The 25,434-nt window shown below is 73.1% G+C and carries 18 protein-coding genes; 9 read left to right on the top strand and 9 right to left on the bottom strand.

Features of this window, described 5'->3' with window-relative positions:
* Together ABZX96_RS35755 and ABZX96_RS35750 are read left to right on the top strand one after the other, a co-directional pair.
* Window positions 1-1,338, top strand: a 1,338-nt coding sequence (locus ABZX96_RS35755) for a tetratricopeptide repeat protein (protein WP_355553030.1), incomplete at its 5' end; no start/stop codon positions are given.
* A 400-nt stretch (window positions 1,339-1,738) separates the two neighbouring features.
* Complete coding sequence (locus ABZX96_RS35750) at window positions 1,739-3,046, top strand: hypothetical protein (RefSeq protein WP_355553027.1); 1,308 nt, start codon at window positions 1,739-1,741, stop codon at window positions 3,044-3,046.
* Window positions 3,047-3,087: 41 nt separating this feature from the next.
* Here the strand turns inward: ABZX96_RS35750 and ABZX96_RS35745 are convergent, their stop codons facing one another.
* Window positions 3,088-3,672: a nitroreductase family protein gene (locus tag ABZX96_RS35745; RefSeq protein WP_355553024.1), complete on the bottom strand. Its 585-nt coding sequence runs from the start codon at window positions 3,670-3,672 to the stop codon at window positions 3,088-3,090.
* Between the two features lie 405 nt (window positions 3,673-4,077).
* Here ABZX96_RS35745 and ABZX96_RS35740 point away from each other — a divergent pair, with 405 nt between their 5' ends.
* The 3 genes from ABZX96_RS35740 to ABZX96_RS35730 all read left to right on the top strand — a co-directional run bounded on the left by ABZX96_RS35740 (window position 4,078) and on the right by ABZX96_RS35730 (window position 7,390).
* On the top strand, window positions 4,078-4,392 hold the full coding sequence (locus ABZX96_RS35740) for a DUF6092 family protein (RefSeq protein ID WP_355553021.1): 315 nt from the start codon (window positions 4,078-4,080) through the stop codon (window positions 4,390-4,392).
* A gap of 241 nt (window positions 4,393-4,633) precedes the next feature.
* Window positions 4,634-6,169, top strand: a complete 1,536-nt coding sequence (locus tag ABZX96_RS35735) for an acyl-CoA synthetase (protein ID WP_355553018.1) — start codon at window positions 4,634-4,636, stop codon at window positions 6,167-6,169.
* Window positions 6,170-6,604: 435 nt separating this feature from the next.
* Window positions 6,605-7,390: a VOC family protein gene (locus tag ABZX96_RS35730; protein ID WP_355553015.1), complete on the top strand. Its 786-nt coding sequence runs from the start codon at window positions 6,605-6,607 to the stop codon at window positions 7,388-7,390.
* Between the two features lie 255 nt (window positions 7,391-7,645).
* On the opposite strand, the gene paaK is transcribed toward ABZX96_RS35730, so the two are convergent.
* Window positions 7,646-8,947, bottom strand: coding sequence for a phenylacetate--CoA ligase PaaK (gene paaK, locus ABZX96_RS35725; protein WP_355553012.1), 1,302 nt, complete (start codon window positions 8,945-8,947; stop codon window positions 7,646-7,648).
* Window positions 8,948-9,216: 269 nt separating this feature from the next.
* On the opposite strand from paaK, the gene ABZX96_RS35720 reads away from it, so the two are divergent.
* Window positions 9,217-9,912: an alpha/beta hydrolase gene (locus ABZX96_RS35720; RefSeq protein ID WP_355553009.1), complete on the top strand. Its 696-nt coding sequence runs from the start codon at window positions 9,217-9,219 to the stop codon at window positions 9,910-9,912.
* Between the two features lie 265 nt (window positions 9,913-10,177).
* Here the strand turns inward: ABZX96_RS35720 and ABZX96_RS35715 are convergent, their stop codons facing one another.
* Window positions 10,178-12,178 (bottom strand): glycoside hydrolase family 15 protein, encoded by a 2,001-nt coding sequence (locus tag ABZX96_RS35715; protein WP_355553007.1) that lies wholly within the window; start codon window positions 12,176-12,178, stop codon window positions 10,178-10,180.
* A gap of 20 nt (window positions 12,179-12,198) precedes the next feature.
* Complete coding sequence (locus ABZX96_RS35710; RefSeq protein WP_355553005.1) at window positions 12,199-13,158, bottom strand: TIGR03885 family FMN-dependent LLM class oxidoreductase; 960 nt, start codon at window positions 13,156-13,158, stop codon at window positions 12,199-12,201.
* A 563-nt stretch (window positions 13,159-13,721) separates the two neighbouring features.
* Here ABZX96_RS35710 and ABZX96_RS35705 point away from each other — a divergent pair.
* On the top strand, window positions 13,722-13,961 hold the full coding sequence (locus ABZX96_RS35705) for a DUF397 domain-containing protein (protein WP_355553002.1): 240 nt from the start codon (window positions 13,722-13,724) through the stop codon (window positions 13,959-13,961).
* Between the two features lie 111 nt (window positions 13,962-14,072).
* Here the strand turns inward: ABZX96_RS35705 and ABZX96_RS35700 are convergent, their stop codons facing one another.
* On the bottom strand, window positions 14,073-16,454 hold the full coding sequence (locus tag ABZX96_RS35700; protein ID WP_355553000.1) for a hypothetical protein: 2,382 nt from the start codon (window positions 16,452-16,454) through the stop codon (window positions 14,073-14,075).
* Between the two features lie 240 nt (window positions 16,455-16,694).
* The gene (locus ABZX96_RS35695; RefSeq protein ID WP_355552998.1) at window positions 16,695-17,414 is read right to left on the bottom strand and encodes a leucine-rich repeat domain-containing protein; all 720 of its coding nucleotides are present in this window, start codon (window positions 17,412-17,414) and stop codon (window positions 16,695-16,697) included.
* 277 nt (window positions 17,415-17,691) lie between these two features.
* Between ABZX96_RS35695 and ABZX96_RS35690 the strand changes: the two genes are divergently transcribed.
* Window positions 17,692-18,192, top strand: coding sequence for a hypothetical protein (locus tag ABZX96_RS35690; RefSeq protein WP_355552995.1), 501 nt, complete (start codon window positions 17,692-17,694; stop codon window positions 18,190-18,192).
* 80 nt (window positions 18,193-18,272) lie between these two features.
* Here the strand turns inward: ABZX96_RS35690 and ABZX96_RS35685 are convergent, their stop codons facing one another.
* Window positions 18,273-20,258 (bottom strand): N-acetylmuramoyl-L-alanine amidase, encoded by a 1,986-nt coding sequence (locus ABZX96_RS35685; RefSeq protein WP_355553033.1) that lies wholly within the window; start codon window positions 20,256-20,258, stop codon window positions 18,273-18,275.
* 372 nt (window positions 20,259-20,630) lie between these two features.
* A complete protein-coding gene (locus ABZX96_RS35680) occupies window positions 20,631-21,761 on the bottom strand; it encodes an aminoglycoside phosphotransferase family protein (protein WP_355552992.1) in 1,131 nt (376 codons plus the stop codon).
* A gap of 258 nt (window positions 21,762-22,019) precedes the next feature.
* Here ABZX96_RS35680 and ABZX96_RS35675 point away from each other — a divergent pair, with 258 nt between their 5' ends.
* Window positions 22,020-23,513, top strand: a complete 1,494-nt coding sequence (locus ABZX96_RS35675) for a hypothetical protein (RefSeq protein ID WP_355552989.1) — start codon at window positions 22,020-22,022, stop codon at window positions 23,511-23,513.
* An 86-nt stretch (window positions 23,514-23,599) separates the two neighbouring features.
* Here ABZX96_RS35675 and ABZX96_RS35670 read toward each other — a convergent pair whose 3' ends face one another.
* Window positions 23,600-25,060 carry a SpoIIE family protein phosphatase gene (locus ABZX96_RS35670; RefSeq protein WP_355552987.1) on the bottom strand — a complete coding sequence of 487 codons (1,461 nt, stop codon included), beginning with the start codon at window positions 25,058-25,060 and terminating at the stop codon, window positions 23,600-23,602.
* Window positions 25,061-25,434: the final 374 nt, after the last annotated feature.

Below are 25,434 nucleotides of genomic sequence, written 5' to 3'. Positions count from 1 at the left end.
GCCGGGCGCCTGCCCGGCTGGACCCGCGGCATGAGCACCGGCTCGCCGGCGCGCCGGTCAGGGCCGCGGGCCACCGCGCCCGGGGACCGGTCCGCCCAGCTCACCGACTCCTGGACGGGCGGCCCGCCGCCGCTCGCCGAGCCCGACGACGCTCCGGCGCCCGGCCCCTCGTCCCCCTCGGCGGAACACCTCGCCGTCCTGGCGGCCCGCCACAACGCCGGGCTGAGCCTGGGGCGGCTGGGGCGCTGGGAGGAGGCGGGCGAGGTGCACCGCGCGGTGGCGGCCGAGCGCGCGCACGCGCTCGGTCCCGAGCACCCCGACACGCTCGCCAGCCGGTTCCAGGTGGCCTTCGCGCTCAGCCGCACCGGCCGCGCGGCGGAGGCGCTGCGGGCGTACGAGGAGGTCGCCGCGGCCCGCGCCCGCACGCTCGGCGCCGACCACGGCGACACCCTCGCCGCGCGCCAGGAGACGGCCTACGCCCTCGGGCGCCTGGGCCGTCACTTCGAGGCCCACGAGGCGTACGTGTCGGTGCTCGCCGCCCGGGAGCGCACCATGGGCCCCGACCACCCCGACACCCTGCGCTGCCGCCACAACCTCGCCTTCAACCTCAGCCGCCTGGGCCGGCTGGAGGACGCGTACCGCATGGCGCGGGACGTGGCCGAAGCCCGTGCCCACGTACTGGGACCGCAGCATCCGGACACCCTCGTCACGCAGTACGAAGTCGCGTACGTACTGGGCCAGTTGGGGCAGTGGCAGGAGGCGCTGCGGATCTACCGAGAGGTCGCCGCCGGACGCGCGCAGGCGCTGGGCGCCGACCACCCCGACACCCTCGCCGCCCTCCACGAGACCGGCATCAGCCTCGGCAGGCTCGGCCGCAGCGCCGAGGCGCTGGAGCTCTACCGCGACCTCGTCGAGGCCCGGACCCGCGCACAGGGGCCGCGCGACCCGGAGACCCTGCGCGCCCGGCACGGCCTCGGCGTCAACCTCGGCCGTCTCGGACGCTGGGAGGAGGCGCTGGCCGAGGCGCGGTCGGTGGCCGCCGCCCGCGCGGGCGTCCTCGGCGCCGACCACCCCGACACCCTCGTCAGCCGCCGCGAGATCGCCGTCGCCCTGGGCTGGCTGGGCCGCTGGCAGGAGGCGCTGACCGTCTACCACGAGGTCGCCGACGCCCGCGAACGGGTGCTGGGCGCCGACCACCTCGACGCCCTCGCCAGCCGCGGCGACGAGGCCCAGTGCCTGGAGCACCTGGGCCGCTCCGCCGAGGCGGTCGCGCTGTACCGCCGGGTCGCGGCCCTGCGGCAGCGGCGTGGGCGGGGCGGCGAACGGAGCGTCTCGTAGGGCACGTAGATGGCTTAGGCCGCGCGGCCCCGCGCCGCCGCAGGTCACGGGCCGGTTTCCCCGGGCTCACCGCTTCCGTACGCCGAGTCGCCGGCTGCCAGGACGGCGTGAAAGCCGCAGCCCGAGATCGGCGTCCGCAAGCACCCGGACGGCACGAAAGCCGCAGCCCGAGGTCGATGTCGGCAATCACCCGGACGGAGCGAAAGCCGCAGCCCCGAGACCGGCGTCGGCAATCACCCGGACGGCTCAACGCGGGACTGCTCCGTGTGGAGGAAGCAAGAAGATCGTGGGTGACTGGGAGGGAAAGTGTGTCGAACCGCCGTTTCCGTCCACGATCCGATCCCGGCGCCGGTCAGCACCCTCTCAGCGGGGGACGCCGGCGCCGTGCGGGAGATCCACCATGTACAGCGCCCCCGACATACGACCCGATCCGGCCATCGCCGTGGTGTGCCACCCGTCCCGGCAGACGGAACTGCCGCGGGTGCGACGGAGCACGATGCCGCAGGTGGACGGCTGTCCACCCGTTCCCGGGATGACGGCGGCCCGTTTCGTATCGCTGACGGACGGGCCCACGGACGGCTCGGCCCTGCACCGGGCCTCGGCGCGCGCCGCACACCGGGTCAACCAGCTCGGCCGGGTTTTCGGCACCGCGCGGCCGATGGCGGGGGACGGGGCACTGAGCATCGACATGGGGGCGGGTACCGCCGTCATCTTCGCGGAGGCATGCCTCGGCCCGCAGCGGCATTTCGTCCATCTGATGGGAGCCAAGCACCTGCCCGCCGAGACGCCCGGCGTCGAGGAGATCAACCTGGTGACCGGCCCGTGCCTGTTCAGCAGCGGGACGCTGTGGGGCCGGGACGAGCAGGGCGGCCGGGTCGACCTCCTGCACGCCCAGAGCGCTCCGTTCCGCTGCCGCCTGGCCGCGATCGAGGCGGCTCCGGAGCTGTCCCTGTACGAGTACGAGTCGGTGCTGCGGCGGACCCGCCTCATCACCGACGTGGCCGCCGTGCTGCCCCGCGCGGTACCGCTGAACATCACCATCGACATACCCCGGGTGCAGTACTACCTGTACCTGCTGGACGCCTTCCGCGGCGGACTGCTCAGCCCCGAGCTGACCCTTGAGTGGTTCCGTACGGTCGATGACCGGCACGCGCTGACCGCGGGTTTCTTCCGGGAACGCCTGGAGGTCGAGCTCGCCGGGACGGGGCGGGCGGACGTCGTCGTCAAGGAGTCCTCCGCGCTGGGCGAACTCGCGCCGCACCTGCGCAGGGCCGTCCGTCAGGGCAGCGTCCCTTCCGCCGACGAGCTGGCAGCGGTGCTCGCCGACGGGGACCCGGTATGGAAACTCCTGCTGAGCCTCGACCCTCCATCGGACCTGGCCGCGTTCGGCCCCGCCAGCTATATCGTCGAGGAGTTGCGCGCCGCCAACGTCCACGAAGACGGTGCCTGCGGCATCGGTGTCGCGGTCGAGAACCATTCCGAGTGGAAGCTCTTCGAGCAGAGCAGAAAGATACTCCGGGAAATAAAGGCCGACCGGGACGATATCTCCGGAGAGCTTGTCGGCCTGTATCCCTTGGAGCGGCTGCTCAACATCGACACGCACGGCCAATGGGCCTACCCCTACTTCCGCGATCCGGGCCGGCACGCCGTGGACGAGGACGGCGACATCGTCGACCTTTTCACCGTGGCCGACGCGCTCTACACCTGACGAAAAGCTGCACGTCCGCGCGGGATTTCCCGAATTCTCCGTCAACGAGTGCGCGACACGGGCGTGTGCTGCCCGTATGTTTCATAGCTGATGAATTCCTTGCGGGCCCGACGCCGGGAGGGGCGGGGTTCGCTCGCGGGGTAACCGATCGGGGCCAGCAGCACCGGCTCGATCGAGGAAGGCAGGTCGAACAGGAGCCGCAGGGCCTCCGGGCGAAAACTGTGGACGGGGCACCCGCCCAGACCGTGCGCGTGCGCGGTGAGCAGCAGATTCTCCACCGCCATGGCCACGCACATGCTTCTGGCCGCTTTGTCCGCCTCCTCCTCAAGGCCGCGGCTGTTGTCCGTACACGCCATGACCACCAGGGCGGGAACGCCGAACACCCCGGGGGCGAAACTCCGCAGCCGCCGGATGTTTCGCGGGTCCTGGACGACGACGAACGACCACGCTTGAGTGTTCGCGGCGTTGGGGGCCGATTCCATTCCCTGCAACAGCGCGTCGACGACTTGCGGGGCGATGGGCCTTTCGGAGTAGGTGCGCATGACGCTACGAGTGGTAATCATCCGCAGGAACTGCTCGGGGGCGATTCCCGGCACCGGGGAATCAGGCGATGGCTCGTCAGTCATGCTTCCGACATACCCGGCGCGCGTTCACCTTCTGCCACCCCGGCGTTCATATCCCTCTTTCTGTCCCCTTACACCGCCCGCTCGGTGCACCGCGGGTTGTGCCGGTGACGCCCGCGTCGTGAATCCGCACCACTCTGCGGACGTTGTGGGCGATCTTTACGCGCCCGTGCTTTACGCGTCCGTGCGCTCAGCGCGCCGGACAACGGTATGCGGCCATGTTGATGGAAAACTGATCTTTTACCGGCCACGTACACGGCATGGGGCACCAATAAGCGCGAGTTCCGCACATGCCGCGGGCCGTGCGGCCCCGCTGCCGACCACGCCCCGCCGGGCCGTCCCACCGGTCCCGACCGGTCGGCCCGCCCCAGCCGTCCCAGCGCCGCGCCAGACGAGAGGTGATCGAACATGACGACGTCGGCCGACACCGACCACCGGAGATTGCACGAAGACCTGACCTCGCTCGCCGCCTACCTGCTCAGCGTCGGCCGGGGGCTACTGGAGGAACCGGACGATTACCCGCCCCTCCGGTGCGTCGACGCCGCTCGGCGCACGCTCGCGGTCCTGGAGACGCACACCACGGCCGACCCCCGTCTTGTGGAGCTGAGGGCCAAGCTTGAGGACGCCGTCACCGCACCCCCGGAGGCCGATCCGCCGCCGATGGAGGGGCTGCTCGACGACCTGTGCATGACGATGGCACGCATCATCAAGGACTCCGGCTGACACCGGCCGGTCGCCCGGCCGCTTTTGTGGAGCGAATGTGCCGCGGACCAGCGCTATGCGGGCCGTTCTCCCGCCGTTGGGGCCCACCGCACCGCATTGCTTTGCGCCCGGCCGCACCGTAGGCGGTCCGTCTCCGGCCGGCCGGCCGGCCGTTCCGGTTCGTGACCGGACCGACCGGAACGGGTCCCGGCATCCGTCCCGGCTCTTGACCGGGCCGGGGTCCGTCCCCAGGATCGCGGCCATGACGCCGGCGGGGAGCAACACGGTGGACGCGGTGCTGCGACGCAGCGCGCGACGGGTGCCGGAGCGCACGGCGCTGCGGTACGGCACCCGCGCCTGGACATACCGGGAACTGGACGAGGCGGTGACGCGGGCCGCCGGGATCCTGCTGCACAGCGGCCTGCGCGACGGTGACCGGGTCGCCGCGTACGGCCACAACTCCGACGCCTACCTGATCGGCTTCCTCGCCTGCGCCCGCGCGGGCCTGGTGCACATCCCCGTCAACCACCACCTGACGGGCGACGAACTGCGCTACATCATCGAGCAGTCCGGCAGCGCGCTGGTGCTCACCGATCCGCGAATCGCCCACCACCTGCCCGCCTCCGTCCGCACCCTGCCGCTGCGCGACGCCACCGGGTCGCTGCTGGAGCGGCTGACGGACCGTCCCGAGGGCGTGGTCTCGGTTCTGGTGGGCGAGAGCGAACCGGCGGACCTCGTCCAGCTCCTCTACACCTCGGGCACCACCGCCCTCCCCAAAGGCGCGATGATGACCCACCGCGCCCTCGTCCACGAGTACGCCTCCGCGATCACCGCGCTGGACCTCAAGGAGACCGACCGCCCGGTCCACGCCCTGCCGCTGTACCACTCCGCCCAGATGCACGTCTTCCTGATGCCGTACCTGGCGGTCGGCGCGGAGAACACCCTCCTGGACGCGCCCGACCCGTACCGTCTCCTCGAACTCGTGGAAGCGGGGCGGGCGGACAGCCTCTTCGCCCCGCCCACCGTGTGGATCGGCCTGACCCGGCACCCCGGCTTCGCCACCCGCGACCTGAGCGCGCTGCGCAAGGCGTACTACGGCGCCTCGATCATGCCGGTCCCCGTCCTGGAACGCCTGCGCGCCCGGCTGCCCGGCCTCGCCTTCTACAACTGCTTCGGCCAGAGCGAGATCGGGCCGCTCGCCACCGTGCTCGGACCGGACGAACACGAAGGGCGGATGGCCTCTTGCGGACGGCCGGTGCTGTTCGTGGAGGCACGGGTGGTGGACGAGGAGGGCCGGGAGGTGCCCGACGGGACGCCCGGCGAAGTGGTCTACCGCTCACCCCAGTTGTGCGACGGGTACTGGGACAAGCCCGAGGAGACGGCGGCGGCGTTCCGGGACGGCTGGTTCCGCTCGGGCGATCTGGCGGTGCGCGACGCCGAGGGGTATTTCACGGTCGTGGACCGGGTGAAGGACGTCATCAACTCCGGTGGTGTGCTGATTCCTTCGCGACAGGTGGAGGAAGTGCTGTACGAGCACCCGGGGGTCGCCGAGGCGGCGGTGGTGGGACTGCCGGACGAGCGGTGGATCGAGGCGGTGACCGCCGTGGTCGTTCCCGCGACGCGGGGGCCGGCCGGGCCCGGCGAACAGGAACTGATCGCCTTCGCCCGGGAACGGCTCGCCCCTTTCAAGGTGCCCAAGCGCGTGCTGTTCGTCCCCGAACTGCCGCGCAACGCCAGCGGCAAGGTGCTCAAGCGCGCGCTGCGCGACCGGTTCGGCGGTCCGTCCGGGGAGGGGTGAGGGGCCGCGCCCGGTACGGGGGGACGCGGTGTTTCCGCAGGTCGCGGCGGGCCTGGGAGCCCTGCCGAGATCGCTCCGACGGCCGTTGTCAGTGCCCCCTGTCATGCTGAGGATTGGCGGCGGTCGTGCCCCCGAATCCACCGCCCGCGGGGCCGGGAGACCGGCCGTGGGACGGGCCGTGCGGTCGCCCCGTACGGCCGTGGCACGCGCCGCATGACACCACCGCGCCACCGCAATGCCGAACGGAAATGCGGCAGTTCCGAGCAGGAACACGGCAGTGCCGAACAGGAGCACAGCAAAGGAACCGAAGCGACAAAAGAAACGAAAGGAAACCAAGGAAACCAAAGGAAGCGAAGAAGCCGCACCAGACCGGCGCGGCGGGTCCGGGACAGCCCGGGGCCGACCACGTCACGACCACAGTGAGAGGAACGCACCATGCTCAGCACATCATTCGTCCCGGGTGCGCCGAACTGGCTGGACCTGGGCGTGCCCGACACCGAGGCAGCCGCCGCCTTCTACGGCTCCGTCTTCGGCTGGACCCACCACTCGGCCGGACCGGACGCGGGCGGCTACGGCATGTTCGCCCTGGACGGGAAGTACGTCGCCGGCATCGGCCCGCTGGTGGACAAGGGCGACCGCGCCGCCTGGAACGTGTACTTCCACACCCAGGACGCGGACGCCACGGCCAAGGCCGTGGAGCAGGCCGGAGGTACGGTCCGCTTCCAGCCGATGGACGTCTTCACCTCCGGCCGGATGGCCGGTTTCACCGACCCGGTGGGCGCCAGGTTCTCCGTCTGGCAGCCGCGCGACCACCCGGGCCTGGGGGTGGTCAACGAAGTCGGCACCCTGTGTTGGACGGAGCTGTTCACCACGGACGCGGAGGCCGCGAAGCGCTTCTACGGCACGGTGTTCGCGTGGCGGACCGAGGAGACGCCGGTGGGCGAGCACATGACGTACTCCGTCGTCCGGCCGGCCACGGGGGACGACGACTCCACCCAGGGCGGCATCATGCGACTGCCCGCCGACGAGATCGCCCAGGGCGGCATATCGGAGTGGAGTCCCTACTTCGAGGTGGCCGACTGCGACGCCACGGTCGCCGAGGCGACACGGCTCGGCGCGACGATGCGGACCGAGGTCATGTCCATGGAGTACGGCCGGTTCGCGTTCCTGCGGGACCCCTTCGGCGCGACCTTCGCGGTGATCACCAGCGTCCATGGGTGAGACGCCCGGCGGTGAGGTGATGCCCTGACCGACCCGGCCCCGTGGACTGGGCCCGGACCTTCCCGGGCCCACGGGGGACCGCGGGGCCGGGTTCCCCGGCCGGTGCCGCGCGCGGGAGCCTGCTCGCCGCGCGCGGGAAACCCGGCCACGGCACCCGGGAAGTCCGGTCGCCGCGCGAAGCTTCGTACGCACAGGTACGGGGCTCTCGCGGCCGGCCTCCCGGAGGCCGTGCGCGGCGGGTGGACTCCGGGGCCGCTACGCGCGCGGGCGGGCGTCCACGATGCGCTTGATCTTGCCCACCGAGCGCTCCAGCGTCCCCGGGTCGACGATCTCGACGGCGATCGACACGCCGATGCCCTCCTTGACGCGCTGGGCGATCCGGCCCACCGCCGCCGTGCGCACCTCCGGTGTCGCGTCCGGATACGCCTCGGCCCGGACGGTGAGGTGATCCATCCGGCCCTCGCGGGTCAGCCGCAACTGGAAGTGCGGGGCGATGCCGGGCGTGTCGAGGACGATCTCCTCGATCTGCGCCGGGAAGAGGTTGACCCCGCGCAGGATGACCATGTCGTCGCTGCGGCCGGTGATGCGGTCCATGCGCCGGAAGGCGGGCCGGGCGGTGCCCGGAAGCAGTCGCGTCAGGTCGCGGGTGCGGTACCGCACGAGGGGCATCGCCTCCTTCGTGAGCGAGGTGAGCACCAGCTCGCCGGGTTCCCCGTCCGGCAGCGGCTCGCCCGTGACCGGATCGACGACCTCCGGGTAGAAGTGGTCCTCCCAGATGTGCAAGCCGTCCTTGCTCTCCCGGCACTCCTGCGCGACGCCCGGCCCCATCAGCTCCGACAGGCCGTAGATGTCCACCGCGTCGATCGCGAACCGCTCCTCGATCTCGCGGCGCATCCGCCCCGTCCACGGCTCGGCGCCGAAGATGCCCACCTTCAGCGAGGTCGTGCGGGGGTCGACGCCCTGCCGTTCGAACTCGTCCAGGAGCGTCAGCATGTAGGAGGGCGTCACCATGATGATCTCGGGCCGGAAGTCCCGGATCAGCTGGACCTGGCGGGCGGTCATCCCGCCGGACGCCGGAATGACCGTGCAGCCCAGCCGCTCGGCTCCGTAGTGCGCGCCCAGACCCCCGGTGAACAGCCCGTACCCGTACGCGACATGCACCTTGTGCCCGGGCCGGCCACCGGCCGCGCGGATCGAGCGGGCCATCAGGTCTGCCCAGGTGGACAGGTCCCCTTCGGTGTAGCCGACGACGGTCGGGCGGCCCGTGCTCCCGCTGGAGGCGTGCAGCCGCCGGATCGCGGTCTCGGGCACGGCGAACATCCCGAAGGGGTAGTGGGCGCGCAGGTCGTCCTTGACGGTGAAGGGGAAGTGGGCGAGGTCGGCGAGCGAGCGGCAGTCCTCGGGCCGCAGGCCCGCCTCGTCGAAGGCCCGGCGGTAGAACGGGACGTTCGCGTAGGCGTGGCGCAGGGAGTCGCGGAGGCGGCGGAGTTGCAGGTCGCGCAGCTCGTCGGGGCCGAGCCGTTCGGCGCTGTCGAGTGGGGACGTTGGTCGGGGCACCGCCGCACCGACACCAGAGGGCCGGTCCGTCCTACCGGCTCCCGATCCTTGAGGCCCCGATCCTTGAGGTCCCGTTCCCTGAGCCGCGCCGGAGCCCGTCCCTCCGCCCGCCGCGCCGTCCCTCGCCGTGTCCGTCGTGCTGCCCGGCATGAAGAATCACCGCCCCGTCCCGACCGATCATTCGGTTGCTGCGTGCGGGACCAAGTAATCAGCGGTGGGCGAACGCGTCAAGGGTTCGGGCCCACCGCGCCCCTGGGTAGCGTGAGCGCATGACTGACGTCCGGAAAGTCCAGGTCGGCGGGGTCCGGTTGGCCTATCGGTGCTGGGGAGAGGCGGACGCGCCGCCGGCCGTGCTGCTGCACTGCCTCGGCGAGGACGGCGAGGACTGGCGCGGCGTCGTCGGCCAGCTCGCCACCACGCACCGCGTGTACGCGCTCGATCAACGCGGTCACGGCCACAGTGACTGGCCGGGCGAGTACGGCTTCGCGCACTGGCGGGACGACGCCATCGGCTTCCTGCGGGCGCTGGAGCTGGAACGGGCGACGCTCGTCGGCCACTCGCTGGGCGGCATGGTGGCTCTGCTGGCTGCCGCCGAGCGGCCGGACCTGGTGGAACGGCTGGTCCTGGAGGAGTCACCGCCGCCGGTGGCGGGCGACCCGCCCCAGGAGGTGCCCCCGCCGCCACCGGGACCGCTCGCCTTCGACTGGCAGGCCAAGGTCGCGGTGGTCGCCCACCGCAACGCGCCGGACCCGGCCTGGTGGGAGGCACCCGCGCGGATCACCGCCCCGACCCTGGTGATCGGCGGCGGACCGACCAGCCCCATTCCGCAGCAGCACATGACCGACCTGGCCGAGCTGATCCCCGACAGCCGCCTCCTGACCATCGACGGCGCCGGCCACCTGGTCCACGAGGAGCGCCCCCGCGAATTCCTCGACGCGGTCCGCACGTTCCTCGGGCCGGGGTGACGTTCGGGGCGGCGTACCGGAGCGGGGCGGTATTGGGGCAGCCGTCCGGGCGGTCGTCCGGGCGGTGTCTCGGACCGGGACGACCGCCGGGCAGGCGACGGGTGATACCTCAGTGCTGAGCGGACGACGGGTGATGCCTCAGGCCGGGCGGACGGCGGGTGATGCACGAGGCCGGGCGGACACCAGGGCGGCCCCCGGGCCGATGTCGGCCGCTGCCTCAGCCCGTGGCAGCGCGGGACCCGCCCGCGCCGACCCACCGCCCCGCTCACCCCCCGGAACGCTCCCCCCGACTGGCCCAGGAGTGCAGGGCTTCCTCGTCCTCGGCCCCGTCCAGGTTCATCGCCGCCTCGATCAGGCCGAGGTGGGTGAACGCCTGCGGATGGTTGCCGAGCATCGTGCCGTCCGCCGTCATCTCCTCCGCGTACAGCCCCAGAGGTCCCGCCCGCGCGCACAGCGCATCGAAGCGCCGTCGCGCCTCGTCGCGGCGCCCGGCCAGCACCAGGGCCGAGACCATGTCGAACGAGCAGAGCAGGAATCCGCCCTCCGGACCGGCCAGGCCGTCGTCGGTGACCTCCGGGTCGTAGCGGTGGACGAGCCAGCCGTCCTCGCCCAGCTCGGCCTCGACGCGGTCGATCGTGGCCAGCATCCGCGGGTCCTTGCCGTCCAGGAAGCCGAGGAGGGAGAGCCGCAGCAGGGAGGCGTCCGTGTTCGGCGCGCCGTAGGACTGCACGAACGCCCCGGTCCCGTCGTGCCCGTTGGCCAGGAGGTCCGCGCGCACCTCCGCCCGCTGGGTGCGCCAGGTCTCCAGCGGGGGCCGGGTGTCGCCGGTCAGTTCGGCCAGCCGGATGCCCCGGTCCAGGCAGACCCAGGCGTACAGCTTGGAACTCGTCCAGTGGCGCGGCCTGTTCCGGATCTCCCAGATGCCGTGGTCCGGCTCCCGCCAGAGGCGGCAGACAGTGTCCACCACGGCGTGCAGGGCCGCGCGTTCCCCGTCGCCGAGCCCTTGATCGGTCCCGTCGGTGACCTGCTGGTAGACGAGGGCGGCGTCCAGCACCTGCCCGTACACGTCGAGCTGGTGCTGGCGGTACGCGCTGTTGCCGTGGCGGACCGGCCGCGAGCCCCGGTAGCCCTCCAGGTGGTCCAGCGTCCGTTCCTCGCTCTCCGTACGGCCGTCGATGCCCAGCATCGGAGTGAGGAGGCCGCGCGAGGCGGTGCAGTGCCCCAGCAGGGCCCGCAGGTACTTCCCGGCCTCCGCCCGGTGCCCCAGCCGCAGCAGGACGAGGATCACCAGGGCCGCGTCCCGGTGCCACACGTAGCGGTAGTCCCAGTTCCGCTCGCCGCCCGGCCACTCGGGGAGCGAGGTGGTCGGCGCCGCGATCAGCGCGCCGGTGCCGCTGGCCATCAGGCCGCGCAGGACGAGCGCGCTGCGCCCCACGTGCTCCGCGCCGTACCCCTGGTACGGGTCCCGCGAGCGCCAGCGCCGCCAGGCAAGCAGCGTCTCCTCCAGCAGGCGGCGGGCGCGCGAGACGCTCGCCGCCTGCCGCCCCGCGCCGTCGTAACCGAGCTCCACGGCCAGGGACTCGCCCTCGTGGAGGGTGGCCTCGATGGTGACGACGCCGGTTCCGTCCGCGGAGACCGGTACCGGCGCCGCCTCCTGGTCATCACCGCCCGCTCCGGCTCCCGGGGCTTCGCCGGGCTCCCTCCCCGAGGCAGCGGTGAGCCGGAGCCCGGCCTCGTCGTCCAGCAGTCCGCCGGTCTCCGGGTCGGCGGCCCAGCGCGCGGCGCGCCGGGCGTAGTCGGGCCGGGCGTCGACGCGATGCCGCACGCGCACCCGTCCGCGGACGCAGCGCACCCACCGGACCAGCGCGCCACCCGGCACGATGCCGCGGTGGTCCGCCTCGCCCGGCGGCCGGGCGGCGAGGAAGTCGTACCCGGCGGCCTCGCCGTCCGGCGTGGTCCAGCGCGTCTCCAGGACCATCGTCGGACCGGCGTAACGCCGCTCGGGGGCCTCCCGCGCGTCCGGCAGCGACAGCTCCCAGCCGCCGCCGACCCGCCGGTCCAGCAGACGGGCGAACACGCTCGGCGCGTCGAACCGGGGCGCGCACAGCCACTCCACCGTGCCGTCCGGGCCGACGAGGGCGGCGGTCCGGCAATCGGAGAGGAAGGCGAGGTCCCGCAGGGGCGGATACGTGCCCTCGGGATCGGAAGAGGCCGCCGGACCGGTGGTGTCCGTGCCCCCGGAACCACCGTGCCGGCCAGATGTCACGCCGGATCTCACGCCGGACGTCACGAGTTCAGCTCCGGGAGCACCTCACTGCCGAACGCCTCCAGGAAGCCGAGCTGGTCGGTGCCCACCTGATGCAGCAGCACCTCGTCGAAACCCGCCTCGCCCTGCCGGGACAGCCAGGCGGTGTGCCGGGCGAGATCGTCGGAGACGTGGACGGCACCCTCCATATGCGAGGCGTCGACCATCCGGGCCGCTTGCTCGAAGTGCTCGGTCAGCGGGAGCTCCCACGCCACGTCGCCACCGAGCGCGACCTCTCGCCACTGGTCGTGCGCCGCCTCCAGCGCGGCTGCCCGGGACGGCGCCCACGACAGGTGCGCCTGGAGGACGGCGGGCCCCCGCCCGCCCGCGTCCCGGTAGGCCGTCAGGGTGTCCACCTGGGCCTCGTCCGGCTGGTTGACGGTGACCAGACCGTCGGCCCAGCGGGCGGCCCGCGCGGCGCTCCCCGGGGTGACCGCCGCCGCGAGCAGGATCGGCGGCCGTTCGGGCAGCGACCACAAGCGCGCCCGGTCCACGCGTACCAGCCCGTCGTGCGACACGGTCTCGCCCGCGAACAGCGCGCGGATCACCTCCACGCACGCCTCCAGCCGCCGCGTCCGCACCTCCTTCGCCGGCCAGGGCTCCCCGGTCACGTGCTCGTTGAGCGCCTGCCCGGTGCCCAGCCCCACCCACAGCCTCCCGGGGAACATCTGCGCCAGCGTCGCGGCGGCCTGCGCCAGGACGGCGGGGTGGTAACGCTGCCCGGGGGCGGTCACCACGCCCATGGGCAGCTCGGTCGTGGCCAGCGCGGACCCGAGCCAGGCCCACGCGTGCCCGGAATGCCCCTGCCGGGCGCTCCACGGCGCGAAGTGGTCCGAGCACATCCCGGTCCCGAAGCCCGCGTCCTGCGCCGCCCGTATCAGGGCCAGCAACTCGGCCGGCGGAAACTGCTCGTGCGAGGCGTGATACCCGTATGCGGTCATGGCGTCCTGACTCCCGTACCGGCCGGGGGAAACGAGCAGGTGTGCCGATATGTCGGCATACCGATCCGGAGACGTGGGGATTCGGAGATCTGGGGACCTGTGGGTCCCAGGGGACTGGGTGAGCCGCGGGCATTCGATCCGGCAGTCGGCCCTGCCCGGCGACGAACCGTGGTCGACATATCGACGAAACGAGACGAGACGAAACGAGACGGAACGAGGGGAGACGAGACGAAACGAGACGAGGGGAGACGAGACGAAACGACGCGCGGCACCCGCCCGCCCACCCGTCCGGCGGAAACGCACCCGTCAGACGGAAACGCGCCCGCCGGATCTCCCCGCCCTCCCAGCCTGCGCGGAAAGCCGCCACCCTGCGTGCGCTGCTGCTCCGTACGGGGCCCACCCCTCAGCCCGTCCGCCAGGGCACGCCGACCTCCGACCGGCCCGCGGCAGACATCCCGACCCGCCCCTCGGCTTTCCCCGCGGATCCCGCACACGTGACCTGTCCGCGACCGGGCCCAGTGATTAGGCTGACGGGCGGATGACGAACCGGGAGGAGCAGCGACGTGGCCGAAGGCATCATCGAGGAACGGCCTGCGGGTGGCACGAGGCCCGAGCTCGACCTCAGCAACGCCCAGTGGCAGTCCAGTAGCCAGGGGATGGGCAACGTCCAGGTCGCCTTCGTCGAAGGCTATATAGCGATGCGCAACCGCCGCAGTCCGGAGATCCCCGCGCTGGTCTTCACCCCCGGCGAGTGGCGCGCGTTCGTCCTGGGCGCCCAGGACGGCGAGTTCGACCTGACGTGAACGCGAGGGGACGAGGGGCCGGGACGAGTCACCGGCCCGTACCCCTCACCCCCTGATCACCAAGTGAGCCGCGCCCCGGCGACCGGGCAGCCCCGGCTCTCGCTCCTGGCGCTACACGTCCCCCAATCGCCCCAGCACCTCCGGCAGGTCCCCCTCGTACACCACCGTCAGCCTGCGCGTCACCCGTGTGAGGGCGACGTAGAGATCGTGGCCCCCCTTGGGTGAAGCGGTGAGCATCCCTTCCGGGTCGGCCAGCACCACGCGGTCGAACTCCAGGCCCTTGGCCTGTCCGGCGGTCAGCAGGACGACGGGGGCGTCCAGCGCTTCGGGGGCGCCGCCGCGGGCCGCGTCCGGGAGCGCGGCGGCCAGCGCGGGCAGCGCGCGCCCGGCCGCGATCACCGCGAGCCGCCCGCCTCCGGATTCCCGCAGCCCGGCCAGTTCGCCGACGACGGCACGCACGGTCTCGTGCGCCAGCCGCCCCTTCGGCGCCCGTATCCCCCTGGGGGCGAACCCCTCCGCGCGGACCGACTCGGGCGGCTCCTGGCCGGGCGCCACCGCCGCCAGTACCTCGCCGGCCAGCTCCATCACCTCGGCCGGCGTGCGGTAGTTGACCGTCAGCCGCTCCTCGCGCCACCGCCCGCCGGTGTACGGGTCGAGCACCTCGCCCCAGGAGCGGGCCCCGGCCGGGCTCCCGGTCTGCGCCACGTCCCCCACCACCGTCATCGAACGGGTGGGCACCCGCCGCATCACCATCCGCCAGGCCATCGGCGACAGCTCCTGGGCCTCGTCCACGATCACGTGCCCGTACGTCCAGGAGCGGTCGGCGGCGGCGCGGTCCGCGGTGGTGCGCGCGGGGCCCGCGTCGTGGTGCCGCCCGGCGAGCGTGGCGGCGTCCACCAGGCCGGTCTCTGCGACGCCGGTCACCTCCAGGACCTCCCGGGCGTACCGCACCTCGTCCCGCCACTCCTGCTCCGCCGCGCGCCGCCGGGCCCGCTCCGCGCAGTCTGCCGAGTCGTCGGGGCCGAGCAGTTCCGCGGCCTCGTCCAGCAGGGGCACGTCGTCGACCGTCCACTCCGGTGCGCCGGGCGGGCGGAGCAGCGCCGTCCGCTCCGCTTCGGTGAGGCCGGGCGCGGCGCGCGCCAGGCGCTCCGGCTCGCACAGCAGCGCGCCCACCACGTCCCGCGCCGTCAGCGAGGGCCACAGCGCGTCGCAGGCCGCGCGGACCGTGGGCTGCCGCCACAGTTCCGCGGGCGCGTGGCGCAGCTCCTCGTCGTCCAGCGGCAGCCCGGCCGCGCGCGCCCGCTCCCGTACGAGCGCGTCGAGCACGTCGAGGACGAAGCGCTTGCGCGCCACGTTGTGCGGCGCCTTCAGGGCGCGCGCCCGGTCCCGTGCCCGCCGGCAGTCCGCGGCCCGCAGCAGCACGGTCTCGGTCTCCCCGGCCCGGAAGCCCTCGACCTCGATCCGCACGTCCCCGTCCGGCACCCGCTGCCGGTCCCGCACGGCCGTCTCGATCACCCGCGCCATGCGCAGATCCCCCTTGACCACCGCGGCCGGCGGCGCGTCCACCGCCGTGGCCCGCACGCCGGGGAAGACCCCGCCGAGCGTCGTCAGCACCACGTCCGTCTCCCCGAGCGAGGGCAGCACCCGGCCGATGTACCGCAGGAAGGTGGCGTTGGGGCCGATGACCAGCACCCCGCGGCGGGCCAGCGTCCCTCGGTGGGTGTACAGCAGGTAGGCGGCGCGGTGGAGCGCGGCCACGGTCTTGCCGGTGCCGGGACCGCCCTGGACGACGAGCACGCCCGGCAGCCGCGAGCGGATCACCCGATCCTGCTCGGTCTGGATGGTGGCGACCACGTCCGTCATCCGGCCGGTCCGCCCCCGCCGCAGCGCGGCCAGCAGCGCCGCCTCCCCGACCAGCCCACGCCGGTCGCGCTCGCTCAGCCCGTCCAGGTCGAAGACCTCGTCGTCGAGGTCGGTGACGGTGCGCGCCCGGGTGTGCAGGTGGCGGCGGCGCAGGACGGGGCCGGGGGCGCCCGGCGAGGCGGTGTAGAAGGGCCGGGCGGCCGGTGCCCGCCAGTCGATCAGCAGCGGCTCCCGGTCCTCGCCGCGCAGGCCCACGCGCCCGATGTACCGCGCCTCGACCGGGGCCGTCTCTCCGCTCTCCCCGGGCTGGTCCGCCTTGACGTCGATCCTGCCGAAGCACAGGCCGTTCTCCACCCCGTTCAGGCGGGCGAGCGTACGGGCGTACTCCCCGGCGGCCACCTCGCGCTCGACCATGGCCTGCCGGGTGCCGCCGTCGGCACCCCCCAACTGCACGGCGCGCAGCGCGGACGCGGCCTCCTCCCGGGCGGCGTCGAGCCGCCGGTACAGGAGGGAGAGCCGGGCCTGCTCGGTCGCCAGGGCATGGCTCAGCGGAGTGGCGGCCGAGGCGGTGACGGCGACGCGGCCTTCGTCCCGGGCCGGTTCGGTGGTGAGGGAGGAGGCGCGCCCCATGGGCTCGTCGGATTCCCGAGCGGACGCAACGGGCCCCATGGGCGCAGCGGGCGGACCGAAGGGCTCTTCTTGACTGATTGCCATGTCGCTTGATACACTCTCAGTGTAGGGTTTTTTGTTTGTGCTTATCTCGCGAGACAATCTCTGAGGGTACCAAGCCGCCACCACCGCTTGCGGGTTGGCGCAGCGAAAAGGCCGGCCGCGGATCGCGGACCGGCCCTTTTTCATGAGCGGACTCACTCAGACGAGTACGACGCACCCCTTCCCCCGCAGAGCCCGGACCGGTGCCGCGTCGTCCTCGACGGCGTTCCACCGCAGGTCCAGCTTCTCCAGCGACGGCAGTTCCGCCAGCCACTCCGGGATCTCCCGCAGCCGGTTGCCGCGCAGGTCCACCTGCCGCAGTACGGGCAGTCCGCGCAGCGCCCCGGGCACCTCGGCGAACGCGTTCTCCCGCAGCTCCACCACCCGCAGCTCGCGCAGCGCGGCGAACGTGGCGGGCAGTTCGCACAGCGCGTTCCCGCGCAGCCACAGCTCCCGCAGCCGCGTCAACCGTCCGAGTGACGCGGGGAGCTCGTCCAACTCGGCGCGCTGGGCCCGCAGTTCCACGAGCGCCGCCATGTCGCCGAGCGAGTCGGGCAGCCGGCCGAGCGGGTTGTCCCCGACGTTGAGGTAGCCGAGCCGGTCCAGCCGTCCCAGCGTGTCCGGCAACGCGGTGAGCCGGTTGTCGTGCAGGTAGAGGCAGTGCGTCAGGCCGGTGAGCCCGCCGATCTCGTCGGGCAGCCGGGACAGGGCGTTGTGCCCGAGATCGAGGGTGCGCAACGCCTGGAGGCGGCCGATCTCGGGCGGGACCTCCGTCAGCCCGTTGTCCGCGAGGATCAGCACCCGCAGCTCGGGGTGGCGCCAGACGTCCGCCGGCACGGAACCGCATCCGGCCCGCCAGAGGTTGAGAGTGTGCGTCATGGGAGAGAGGACGCGTGCGCCGAGGCCTGGGGTGCGTGTGTGAGCGGCCTTCCGCCATCGGAACGTCATCGACGCGGTCTCCGGACCACTGTCGGCACGCCCCCGAACGCCACCCCGGCCCGCGTCTGCCGTCGCGTGTTCCGCCCCGCCCGTTCCCCCTCCCAGGGATCCGCCGCGGCACCCCCGCCCCGGCCGCGTCGGCACCCCCCTGTCAGGGACGCGTCGGCACCGGGTACCGTGCGCGCGGGCGCCCCGGCGGGGCACGTACGATGGCGGTATGTCCTTCCTCCGCCGCCGCAGCGCAGCCACGCCCGCCGGTCCCGACTTCGACGTGCTCGCCATGGACCCCGGTGACTGGCCCGGCAACCTCGGCGCGGGGCTGCTCCCCGCGCCGGACGGGAGCTGCCAGGGCGTCTTCCTCCGGTACGACCTGTTCGGCGGGCGCGGCACCGCGATGATCATCGGCAACCTCCCGGAGAACTCGCCCGCGCGCGAGGTGGAGGAGGGCCAGGTGCCGTTCGAGGTCGCGCAGCTCCTCGCGGCGCTCGGCAACGACGAGCCGGTCGCGGTGGTCTCCGTCGAGGACACCCCCGTGATGCACGACGACAACCTGCTGATCGTCAAGCGCGTCAAGTGCTCGGAGAGCCGGATCTCCTGCGTCCAGTTCGACCGCAGCGACGGCGTCCTCGTCACGATCGCGAGCTGGGACCGGCCGATCACCGACGACCTGTACGCGCTCCTCAAGCCGCTGCCGGCGGAGATGTTCCAGCAGGGCTGAGCCGCGCCACCCCGCCGCCGCACGAGCGACCACACGCCACGGGCCCGCCGCCAGGACGGGCCCGTTCGCGTACCTCCCCGCTACCGGTCGGAGCGGCGCACCTCCACGTCCGCGGCCCGGACGTACCCCACCCGGTGCCCGACCTGGATCTCGTAGTACACCTCGTTCCCGCGCACGACCACCTGCCGGGACCTGTCGAACGTCGGCGAGTAGAAGTACTCGCCGCGCACCCGCTCACCGATGGCGTACCGCTGCCCGGACAGCAGCTTGTACGGCAGCGGGGTGAGGGCCTGGACCGGGACACCCGGCGGATAGGCCGACGCCTCCGGGTAGGCCCGGCCGTAGACGGGGATCTCGGCGAGCCCGGCCCGCGGCGTCGCCACCAGCCCCTTGGCGTCCACGGCGGTGGGCCGGTACCACGGGTTGTGGAACCACGCCTTCTGCCCCAGGTACCAGATCGCCGTCCACGCGCCCCGGCGCTCCGCCACCGCGTACCGCTGGCCGGTGGAGGCGCGGGCGCCGGTGTCGTTGACGCCGGTGGTCGAGGGACTGCCGTCCGGGCGCAGCCCGATGTCCTTCACCAGCGGCGCGGTCCCGCTCGGCTCGGTGTGCAACCGGACCGCCGTCGAACCGTGCGGCGCGCACACCTCGCCCGCCTTCTGGCAGTCCGTGTAGACCGGCCGGTTGCGGTCGTAGTCGGGACGGATGGTGACGAGGCCGCCGTGCGGGCCCGCGGTGCGGGTGAACGGTTCGCCCAGCAGCTCGAAGTAGTGCGCCCAGTCCCAGTACGGACCGGGATCGGTGTGCATGCCCTTGATCGTGGCCGGCGTGGTGCCGGGGACGTTGTCGTGCCCGATGATGTGCTGCCGGTCCAGCGGCAGGTCGTACTCGTCCGCCAGGTACCGCACCAGCCGGGCCGACGCCCGGTACATCGCCTCCGTGTACCAGGCGTCCGGCTGCGCCAGGAAGCCCTCGTGCTCGATGCCGATGGAGTGGCTGTTGACGTACCAGTTGCCGGCGTGCCAGGCGACGTCCTTGGTGGGAACGTGCTGGGCGATCAGGCCGTCGGCCGACCGGATGGTGTAGTGCCAGGACACGTACGTGGGGTCCTGGACGAGCTTGAGCGTCTGCTCCCAGGTCGCCTCGGTGTCGTGGACCACGATCGTGTCGATGCTCTGGTCCTCGGGCCGGTCGGACTTGTCGTGATTGCCGTAGTCGCCGTCCCCGAACTCCTCGTACGGGGCGGGAACGGCCACACAGGCGACCCGGCGCGGGCACTCCAGGTCGTCATCCCCTGTGAGCCGCCCGGACGGCGCCGCCCGCGTTCCGGCCCGGCGCAGCTGCGTGGCGTCCGGCCGCAGGTCCGGCGCACCGGCGAGGGCCACGCGCTGCCCCGCGTCGGTCGTCCGGGTGACGCCCTGCCGCAGCACCGCGAACACCTCGTCGGCGAAACCGGAACCGGCGCCGTCCGTCCCGCTCCCGTACCGCGCGACCGCCGCGTACCAGTCGGCCGGATCGGGGCCGGGCCGCAGGCCGAGCCGGCGCTGCTCGTCGGCGAGCAGCGCGGCGCCGCCGCTGATGTTCGCGGCCGGGTCGGACCGCAGGCGCTCGGCGGGCAGACCGGTGAGCCGGGCGGCCCGCTCCAGCGTCCGCAGCCGCTCGGGCACCCGGAGGTCCGCCGGAAGCTTCCGGGAGGACGGGGCCTTTCGGGTGGACGGCGCCTTCCGGGCGCGGGACTCGTCGCCGCGCGGATCCTCGTCAGCGTCGCTGTGGTGCGGCAGGCCGGCCAGTGCCGTGCGCGCGTCGGTCAGGTGCATCGGGCCGTAGCCGCCGGACACGCTGGGCGCGCCGCCGTGCCCGTCCCAGCGCGATTCCAGGTACGAGACGCCGAGGAGCACGTTCAGCGGAACGTCGTACCGCTCGGCGGCGTGCGCGAACGCCTGCTGGAGACCGTCGGCGGGGGGCGGTGCGTCGGCGCCGGCGGACGGCGCGGCGGAGATCAGGGGCAGCAGCAGCGCGGCGGCGGCGACGGCGGTGGCGGCCCTGCGGGTCAGGGGGCGCCGCAGAGCAGGACGGGGCGTGGTTCTCTCGGTTTCTTCGGTGCCTTGCTCAGGGCCTTCTTCCGGGGCGGATCCTCGCAATGCGGCCTCCTCGGTCCGGACCGTTCCGGGTCGGTGTGACGGATGTGCGCATACGGGCGCGCGGTGCGGAACCGCACCAGAGCTACCGGGTGTTCGACCACCCGTCAATCACCCGTCGGCCGAGAACGTACGGAGACCGCACGAAAAGGCCCCGACACCCGAGCCTGCAAGGAGCCCGCCGCCCGGCCCCGAACGCGAGCCCGGGACCTGGCACCGAACGCGAGCCCGGCACCCGGCCCCGAACACGACGGAGCGGCACGCCCCTCCTGGGGCGTGCCGCTCGTCTTCCCCCGTGGATCAGCGGGTGCCGACCGCCGCCCGTACCGCACGGCGCGCCATCTGGCAGTCGTCGTGCAGCCGGCGCAGCAACAGCCGCTGCTCCTCGCCCACCGAGAGGCCACCGGGCTGTCCGGTGCCCGGCCCTCCCGGGGGCGTGGGCTCACGCATCGTCCGCTGCACCGCGGTCTCGTACCGCCGGATCTCCGCCGTGAGCACCAGCATCAGGTTGACCAGGAAGGCGTCCCGCGAGGCCGGTCCGGCCTGCTGCGCGAGCTGGCTGATGTGCCGCCGCGCCACCGGGGCGTCGCCCAGCACCGACCAGAGCGTCGCCAGGTCGTACCCGGGCAGATACCACCCCGCGCTGTCCCAGTCCAGCAGCACCGGCCCGGCGGGCGAGAGCAGCACGTTGTTCAGCAGCGCGTCGCCGTGGCAGAACTGGCCCTGCGTGTGGGCCAGCCCGTGCAGCAGCTTCTGCAGGTCGCCCAGATCGCGGTCGGTCAAGAGGCCCAGGTCGTGGTACCGCCGGATGCGGTCCGCGTACGCCAGCGGGGCATCGAAGATCCCGGACGGCGGACGCCACAGGTTCAGCCGGCAGAAGGCGCCCAGCGCCGCCCGCACGTCCGCCCGCGGCGGCGTCTCGGACGGGTGCCGCTGCATGGCCGTGATGCGGCCGGGCATCCGTTCCAGGACCAGCGTGCAGTTCTCGGGGTCCGCGGCCACCAGACGGGGCACCCGCACCGGCGGGCGATGGCGCACGAACGCCCGATATGCCGCTATTTCGTGCCGGAAGCGCTCTTTCCACACGGGGGAGTGATCCAGTAAACACTTCGCGACCGCGCTCGCCCGGCCCGTCGAACCGACGAGCAGGACGGACTTGCCGCTGCGACGCAGCACCTGGACCGGATTGAACTCCGGGCAGATGCGGTGCACGGCGGCCACGGCCGCGCGCAGCTGCGCGCCCTGGGGGCCGGACAGGTCGAGTCTGCCGCTGAGCGGTTGGGAACCCGCCCCCTGCGCCCGCCGGGGACGGCCGCCCGGGAGGCCGGGGACCGCTCCCGAGGACTGGGAGGGATCGAGATACGGCCCGCTGGTGTGCTGCGGGCGGTACGGCCGGGCGGGGACTGTCACGGCGGACGATGCTGCGTACATGGGTGAGACGAATCCCTTCGTGCGCCGACGAATTGCACCGCTCCCGGCCCGGGGGAAAGGGCTCGTGAAAGACCCACTCCAAAGGGTTCGCACCCTGGGGAATGCGATCCCGGCACCGGGCCGGGGGCTGCACTTCTACGGAACAACCACGTGCGGGTGGCAGACCATCTGGCGCACCCTGGCGAACCCTGGCGAATGCTCGCCCGGCCCGAAACAGACGGTTACTGTCAACTCAGTCGAGGAACCTGGGGGCTTGGCGTGGACAAGGAGCCGAACACCCGTCTCGCGGACCTCTTCGGCCTGGCCGGATGGTCCAAGGGCGAGCTGGCGAGGCTGGTCAACCGGCATGCGGCGGCCATGGGCCACCCGCAGCTGGCGACCGACACCTCGCGAGTACGGCGCTGGATCGACACGGGTGAGACGCCTCGTGATCCGGTGCCGAAGGTTCTGGCCTCCCTGTTCACCGAGCGCCTCGGCCGTGTCGTAACCATCGAGGACCTCGGATTCGGACGCTCCGGGCGCGCGGGGAAACGGCAGGCCGCGGACGGCCTGCCCTGGCCACCCGAGCGGACGGCGGCGGTCCTCACGGAATTCACGGGAATGGACCTCATGCTCAACCGACGCGGCTTGGTGAGCGCTGGCGCGGCGCTCGCCGCGGGATCCGCGCTCAGCAGCGCCATGCACGACTGGCTCCACACCGACCCGGCCCTGGTGGCCGACGCCCCTCGCTTCGACGACCCCTTCTCCGCCAACCCTCTCGACCAGGTGGGTTTCGACCGTTACGAAGCGGCCCCCGTGGGCTCGCAGGAGATCGACGCCCTGGAGCGTTCGGTCGAGGTCTTCCGCGCCTGGGACGCGGCCCGCGGCGGCGGGCTGCAGCGCAAGGCCGTGGTGGGACAGCTCAACGAGGTGGGCGGGATGCTCGCCTACCGGCACCCGCAGCCCCTCCAGCGCAGGCTGTGGGGGGTGGCGGCCAACCTCGCCGTCCTGGCCGGCTGGATGTCCCACGACGTGGGCCTGGAGCCCACCGCGCAGAAGTACTTCGTCATCGCCACCCACGCGGCGCGGGAGGGCGGCGACCGGCCCCGCGCGGGCGAGGCGCTGTCCCGGGCGGCCCGGCAGATGGTGCACCTGGGCCAGCCGGACGACGCGCTGGACCTGATGAAGCTCGCCCAGTCCGGCTCCGGGGACGAGACGCTGCCGCGCACCCGCGCCATGCTCCGCACCGTCGAGGCCTGGGCCCAGGCGTCCAAGGGCAACGGGCAGGCGATGCGGCGCACGCTCGGCGAGGCCGAAGAACTGTTCGTCTCCGACAAGGGGGACGTGCCGCCGCCGAGCTGGATGCAGATGTTCGACGAGGCGGACATGCACGGCATGGAGGCGCTGGCCTACCGCACGCTCGCCGAGTTCGAGCCCAAGGCGGCCAAGATCGCCCAGAGCCACGCCAAGCAGGCGCTGCGGCTGCGCGACGCCGGCCGCCAGCGCTCCACCATCTTCGACTACATCTCCCTGGCCTCGGCGTGCTTCATCGCCAACGACCCGGAACAGGCCGACCGCTACGCCCGCCTGGCGCTGATGTCCATCGGGGAGAACTCCTCGCACCGCACCTGGGACCGGCTGCGCGAGATGTACCGGCTCACCGGCCAGTACGCGAACTACGCCAAGATCCAGGACCTGCGCGAGGAGATCGAACGGGCCATGCCCAGGCAGCGGGCCAAGAGCCCGACGCTGACCAAGCACCTGCGGATCTGATCATCGTCAGAGCGCCGTAGCGGCGGGCGCACAAGGCAACGAGCCCCCGGCCGGAACCGGAACCGGAACCGGAACCGTCGGAACCGCTACGCGCTCACCTTGGCGATCAGTACGCACGCGTCGTCCTCACGCTCGGCACCGCCGAACTCCTCGGCGATGACACGCACGCAGTCTTGTGCGCCGCGGGCCGCGGTGAACCGCGGGGCCAGGGACAGCAGGCGTGCCGTGCCCTCGTGTGCGGCGTCCGCGTCGTGCGAGCGGCGCGGCACGAGGCCGTCGGTGTGCAGGACCAGCAGGTCGCCGGGCGCCAGCCGCTCCTCGCGCTGGGTGTAGGTGGCGCCCGTCGTCGCGCCGAGCAGCACCCCCTCCGGGGGATCCAGCGCGCGTCCCGTCCCGCCGCGGAAGAGCAGCGGGGCGGGGTGTCCCGCCTGGGCCCACAGCAGCCGGCGGGTCGCGGGGTCGAAGCGGCAGCAGACCGCGCTGCTCAGGGCGGGCTGCGCGGAGACGTCGAGCAACTGGTTGAGGTAGCTCATCAGCGGGCCGGGCTCCTGGCCCGAGACGGCCATGCCGCGCAGCGCGCCGAGCACCAGTGCCATGCCGGAGGTGGCGGTGGCGCCGTGGCCGGTGAGGTCACCGACGCTCAGCAGCGTCCGCCCGTCCGGGAGCTGGAGGGCGTCGTACCAGTCCCCGCCGATCAGGGCGCTCGACCCGGAGGGGAGGTAGCGCGCGGCGAGGTCCAGGGCGACCGGGCCGCCTTGCGGGAACCGCAGGGAGCCGCGCCACGGCGGCAGCACGGCTTCCTGCAGCTCGACCGCAAGCCGGTGCTCGGTCTGCGCGAAGTGCCGCTGGCGCTGCAGCGAGTCACGGGTCTCGCGCACCGCTCGCTGGCTGCGGCGCAGCTCACTGACGTCGCGGAGCACCGCCCACATGCAGGCGGTGCCGCCGTCGGCGTCGAGCACCGGCTCGCCCACCATGTGCACCGTGCGGACGGCGAGGTCGCCGCGCACGATGCGGAATTCGCCGTCGATCGGACGGCCGTCCACCAGGCAGTCCGTGACCATCGAGGACAGCCGTTCCTGGTCCTCGGAGAACACCAGGGACGGCAGTTCGTCCAGGGTCAGCGGGCCGTCGGCCGGGTCCCTGCCGAAGATGCCGAAGAGTTCGTCGGACCAGTGCACCTCGTCGGTGAGCAGGTCCCACTCGGCGCTGCCCACCCGGCTCAGCAGGGAGCCGTGGTCGGGGGCCTCGGCTCCGGCCGGAGCGGTGGCCGTCTCCTGCTCGTCCTCCTGCGGCTCGCTGCTGGGCAGCCCTTCCCGGAGCTGGTCGAGGTGTCCGCCGACGTCGTCGAGGTGGTGGACGGCGAGGTCGCACAGCGCGCGCTGCCAGCGCAGCCGCGGGTCCGTGAGGTCGTCGCCGTCGGCCGAGGTCTCGCGGCGCACCGCGTCCAGGCCGCCGCGCAATCGGCGGGCCTGCGTGATCAGGGCCTCGACCGCCTCGCGCTCGGGCGGCTGGGCCGGTGGTCGGTCCGCGAAAAGAGGGGACGGCATGACGTACTCCGTGTTCAGGCGGCACCGAGGCCAGGTCTGAAGGGAAGGGCCGGTTACGACTGTTGCACAGGCTGCGACCGCCCGTAAGGGATTCGGCATGACCCGATACGGTGGTGCGCTCGGCATATGCCCCTGGCCTCCTTGGGGCACCCTTCACACGAACCGGCGGAATGAGGCCTTCCACGCCGGCGTGGAGTGGTCGGAGCGGGGCCCGGAACGCCGGTTCACGGTGGGAACGACGCATGCGCGCGGCGGTCACCGGCGGGGTCGCCGGCCGATCGAAATCCCGTTGCCAGGGTGGGGTGGGGGCCGGATGCTGACCTCATGTTTGATTCCGACATAGCGCCCAGTGGTTCTCTTCTTGGTCTTGTGCA

This window comes from Streptomyces sp. NPDC003077, assembly GCF_040611095.1.
In the GTDB taxonomy this organism is placed as follows: domain Bacteria; phylum Actinomycetota; class Actinomycetes; order Streptomycetales; family Streptomycetaceae; genus Streptomyces.
Note: the sequence above shows the minus strand (reverse complement) of the source record. Positions and strands in the feature narration are given on the sequence as shown.

Coding starts and splice junctions, on each gene's coding strand:
- ABZX96_RS35670 (WP_355552987.1), bottom strand. CDS start 25,060: ATGCCGTCCCCTCTTTTCGCGGACCGACCACCGGCCCAGCCGCCCGAG.
- ABZX96_RS35740 (WP_355553021.1), top strand. CDS start 4,078: ATGACGACGTCGGCCGACACCGACCACCGGAGATTGCACGAAGACCTG.
- ABZX96_RS35710 (WP_355553005.1), bottom strand. CDS start 13,158: ATGACCGCATACGGGTATCACGCCTCGCACGAGCAGTTTCCGCCGGCC.
- ABZX96_RS35730 (WP_355553015.1), top strand. CDS start 6,605: ATGCTCAGCACATCATTCGTCCCGGGTGCGCCGAACTGGCTGGACCTG.
- ABZX96_RS35720 (WP_355553009.1), top strand. CDS start 9,217: ATGACTGACGTCCGGAAAGTCCAGGTCGGCGGGGTCCGGTTGGCCTAT.
- ABZX96_RS35750 (WP_355553027.1), top strand. CDS start 1,739: ATGTACAGCGCCCCCGACATACGACCCGATCCGGCCATCGCCGTGGTG.
- ABZX96_RS35735 (WP_355553018.1), top strand. CDS start 4,634: ATGACGCCGGCGGGGAGCAACACGGTGGACGCGGTGCTGCGACGCAGC.
- ABZX96_RS35745 (WP_355553024.1), bottom strand. CDS start 3,672: ATGACTGACGAGCCATCGCCTGATTCCCCGGTGCCGGGAATCGCCCCC.
- ABZX96_RS35690 (WP_355552995.1), top strand. CDS start 17,692: ATGTCCTTCCTCCGCCGCCGCAGCGCAGCCACGCCCGCCGGTCCCGAC.
- ABZX96_RS35700 (WP_355553000.1), bottom strand. CDS start 16,454: ATGGGGCGCGCCTCCTCCCTCACCACCGAACCGGCCCGGGACGAAGGC.
- ABZX96_RS35680 (WP_355552992.1), bottom strand. CDS start 21,761: ATGTACGCAGCATCGTCCGCCGTGACAGTCCCCGCCCGGCCGTACCGC.
- ABZX96_RS35695 (WP_355552998.1), bottom strand. CDS start 17,414: ATGACGCACACTCTCAACCTCTGGCGGGCCGGATGCGGTTCCGTGCCG.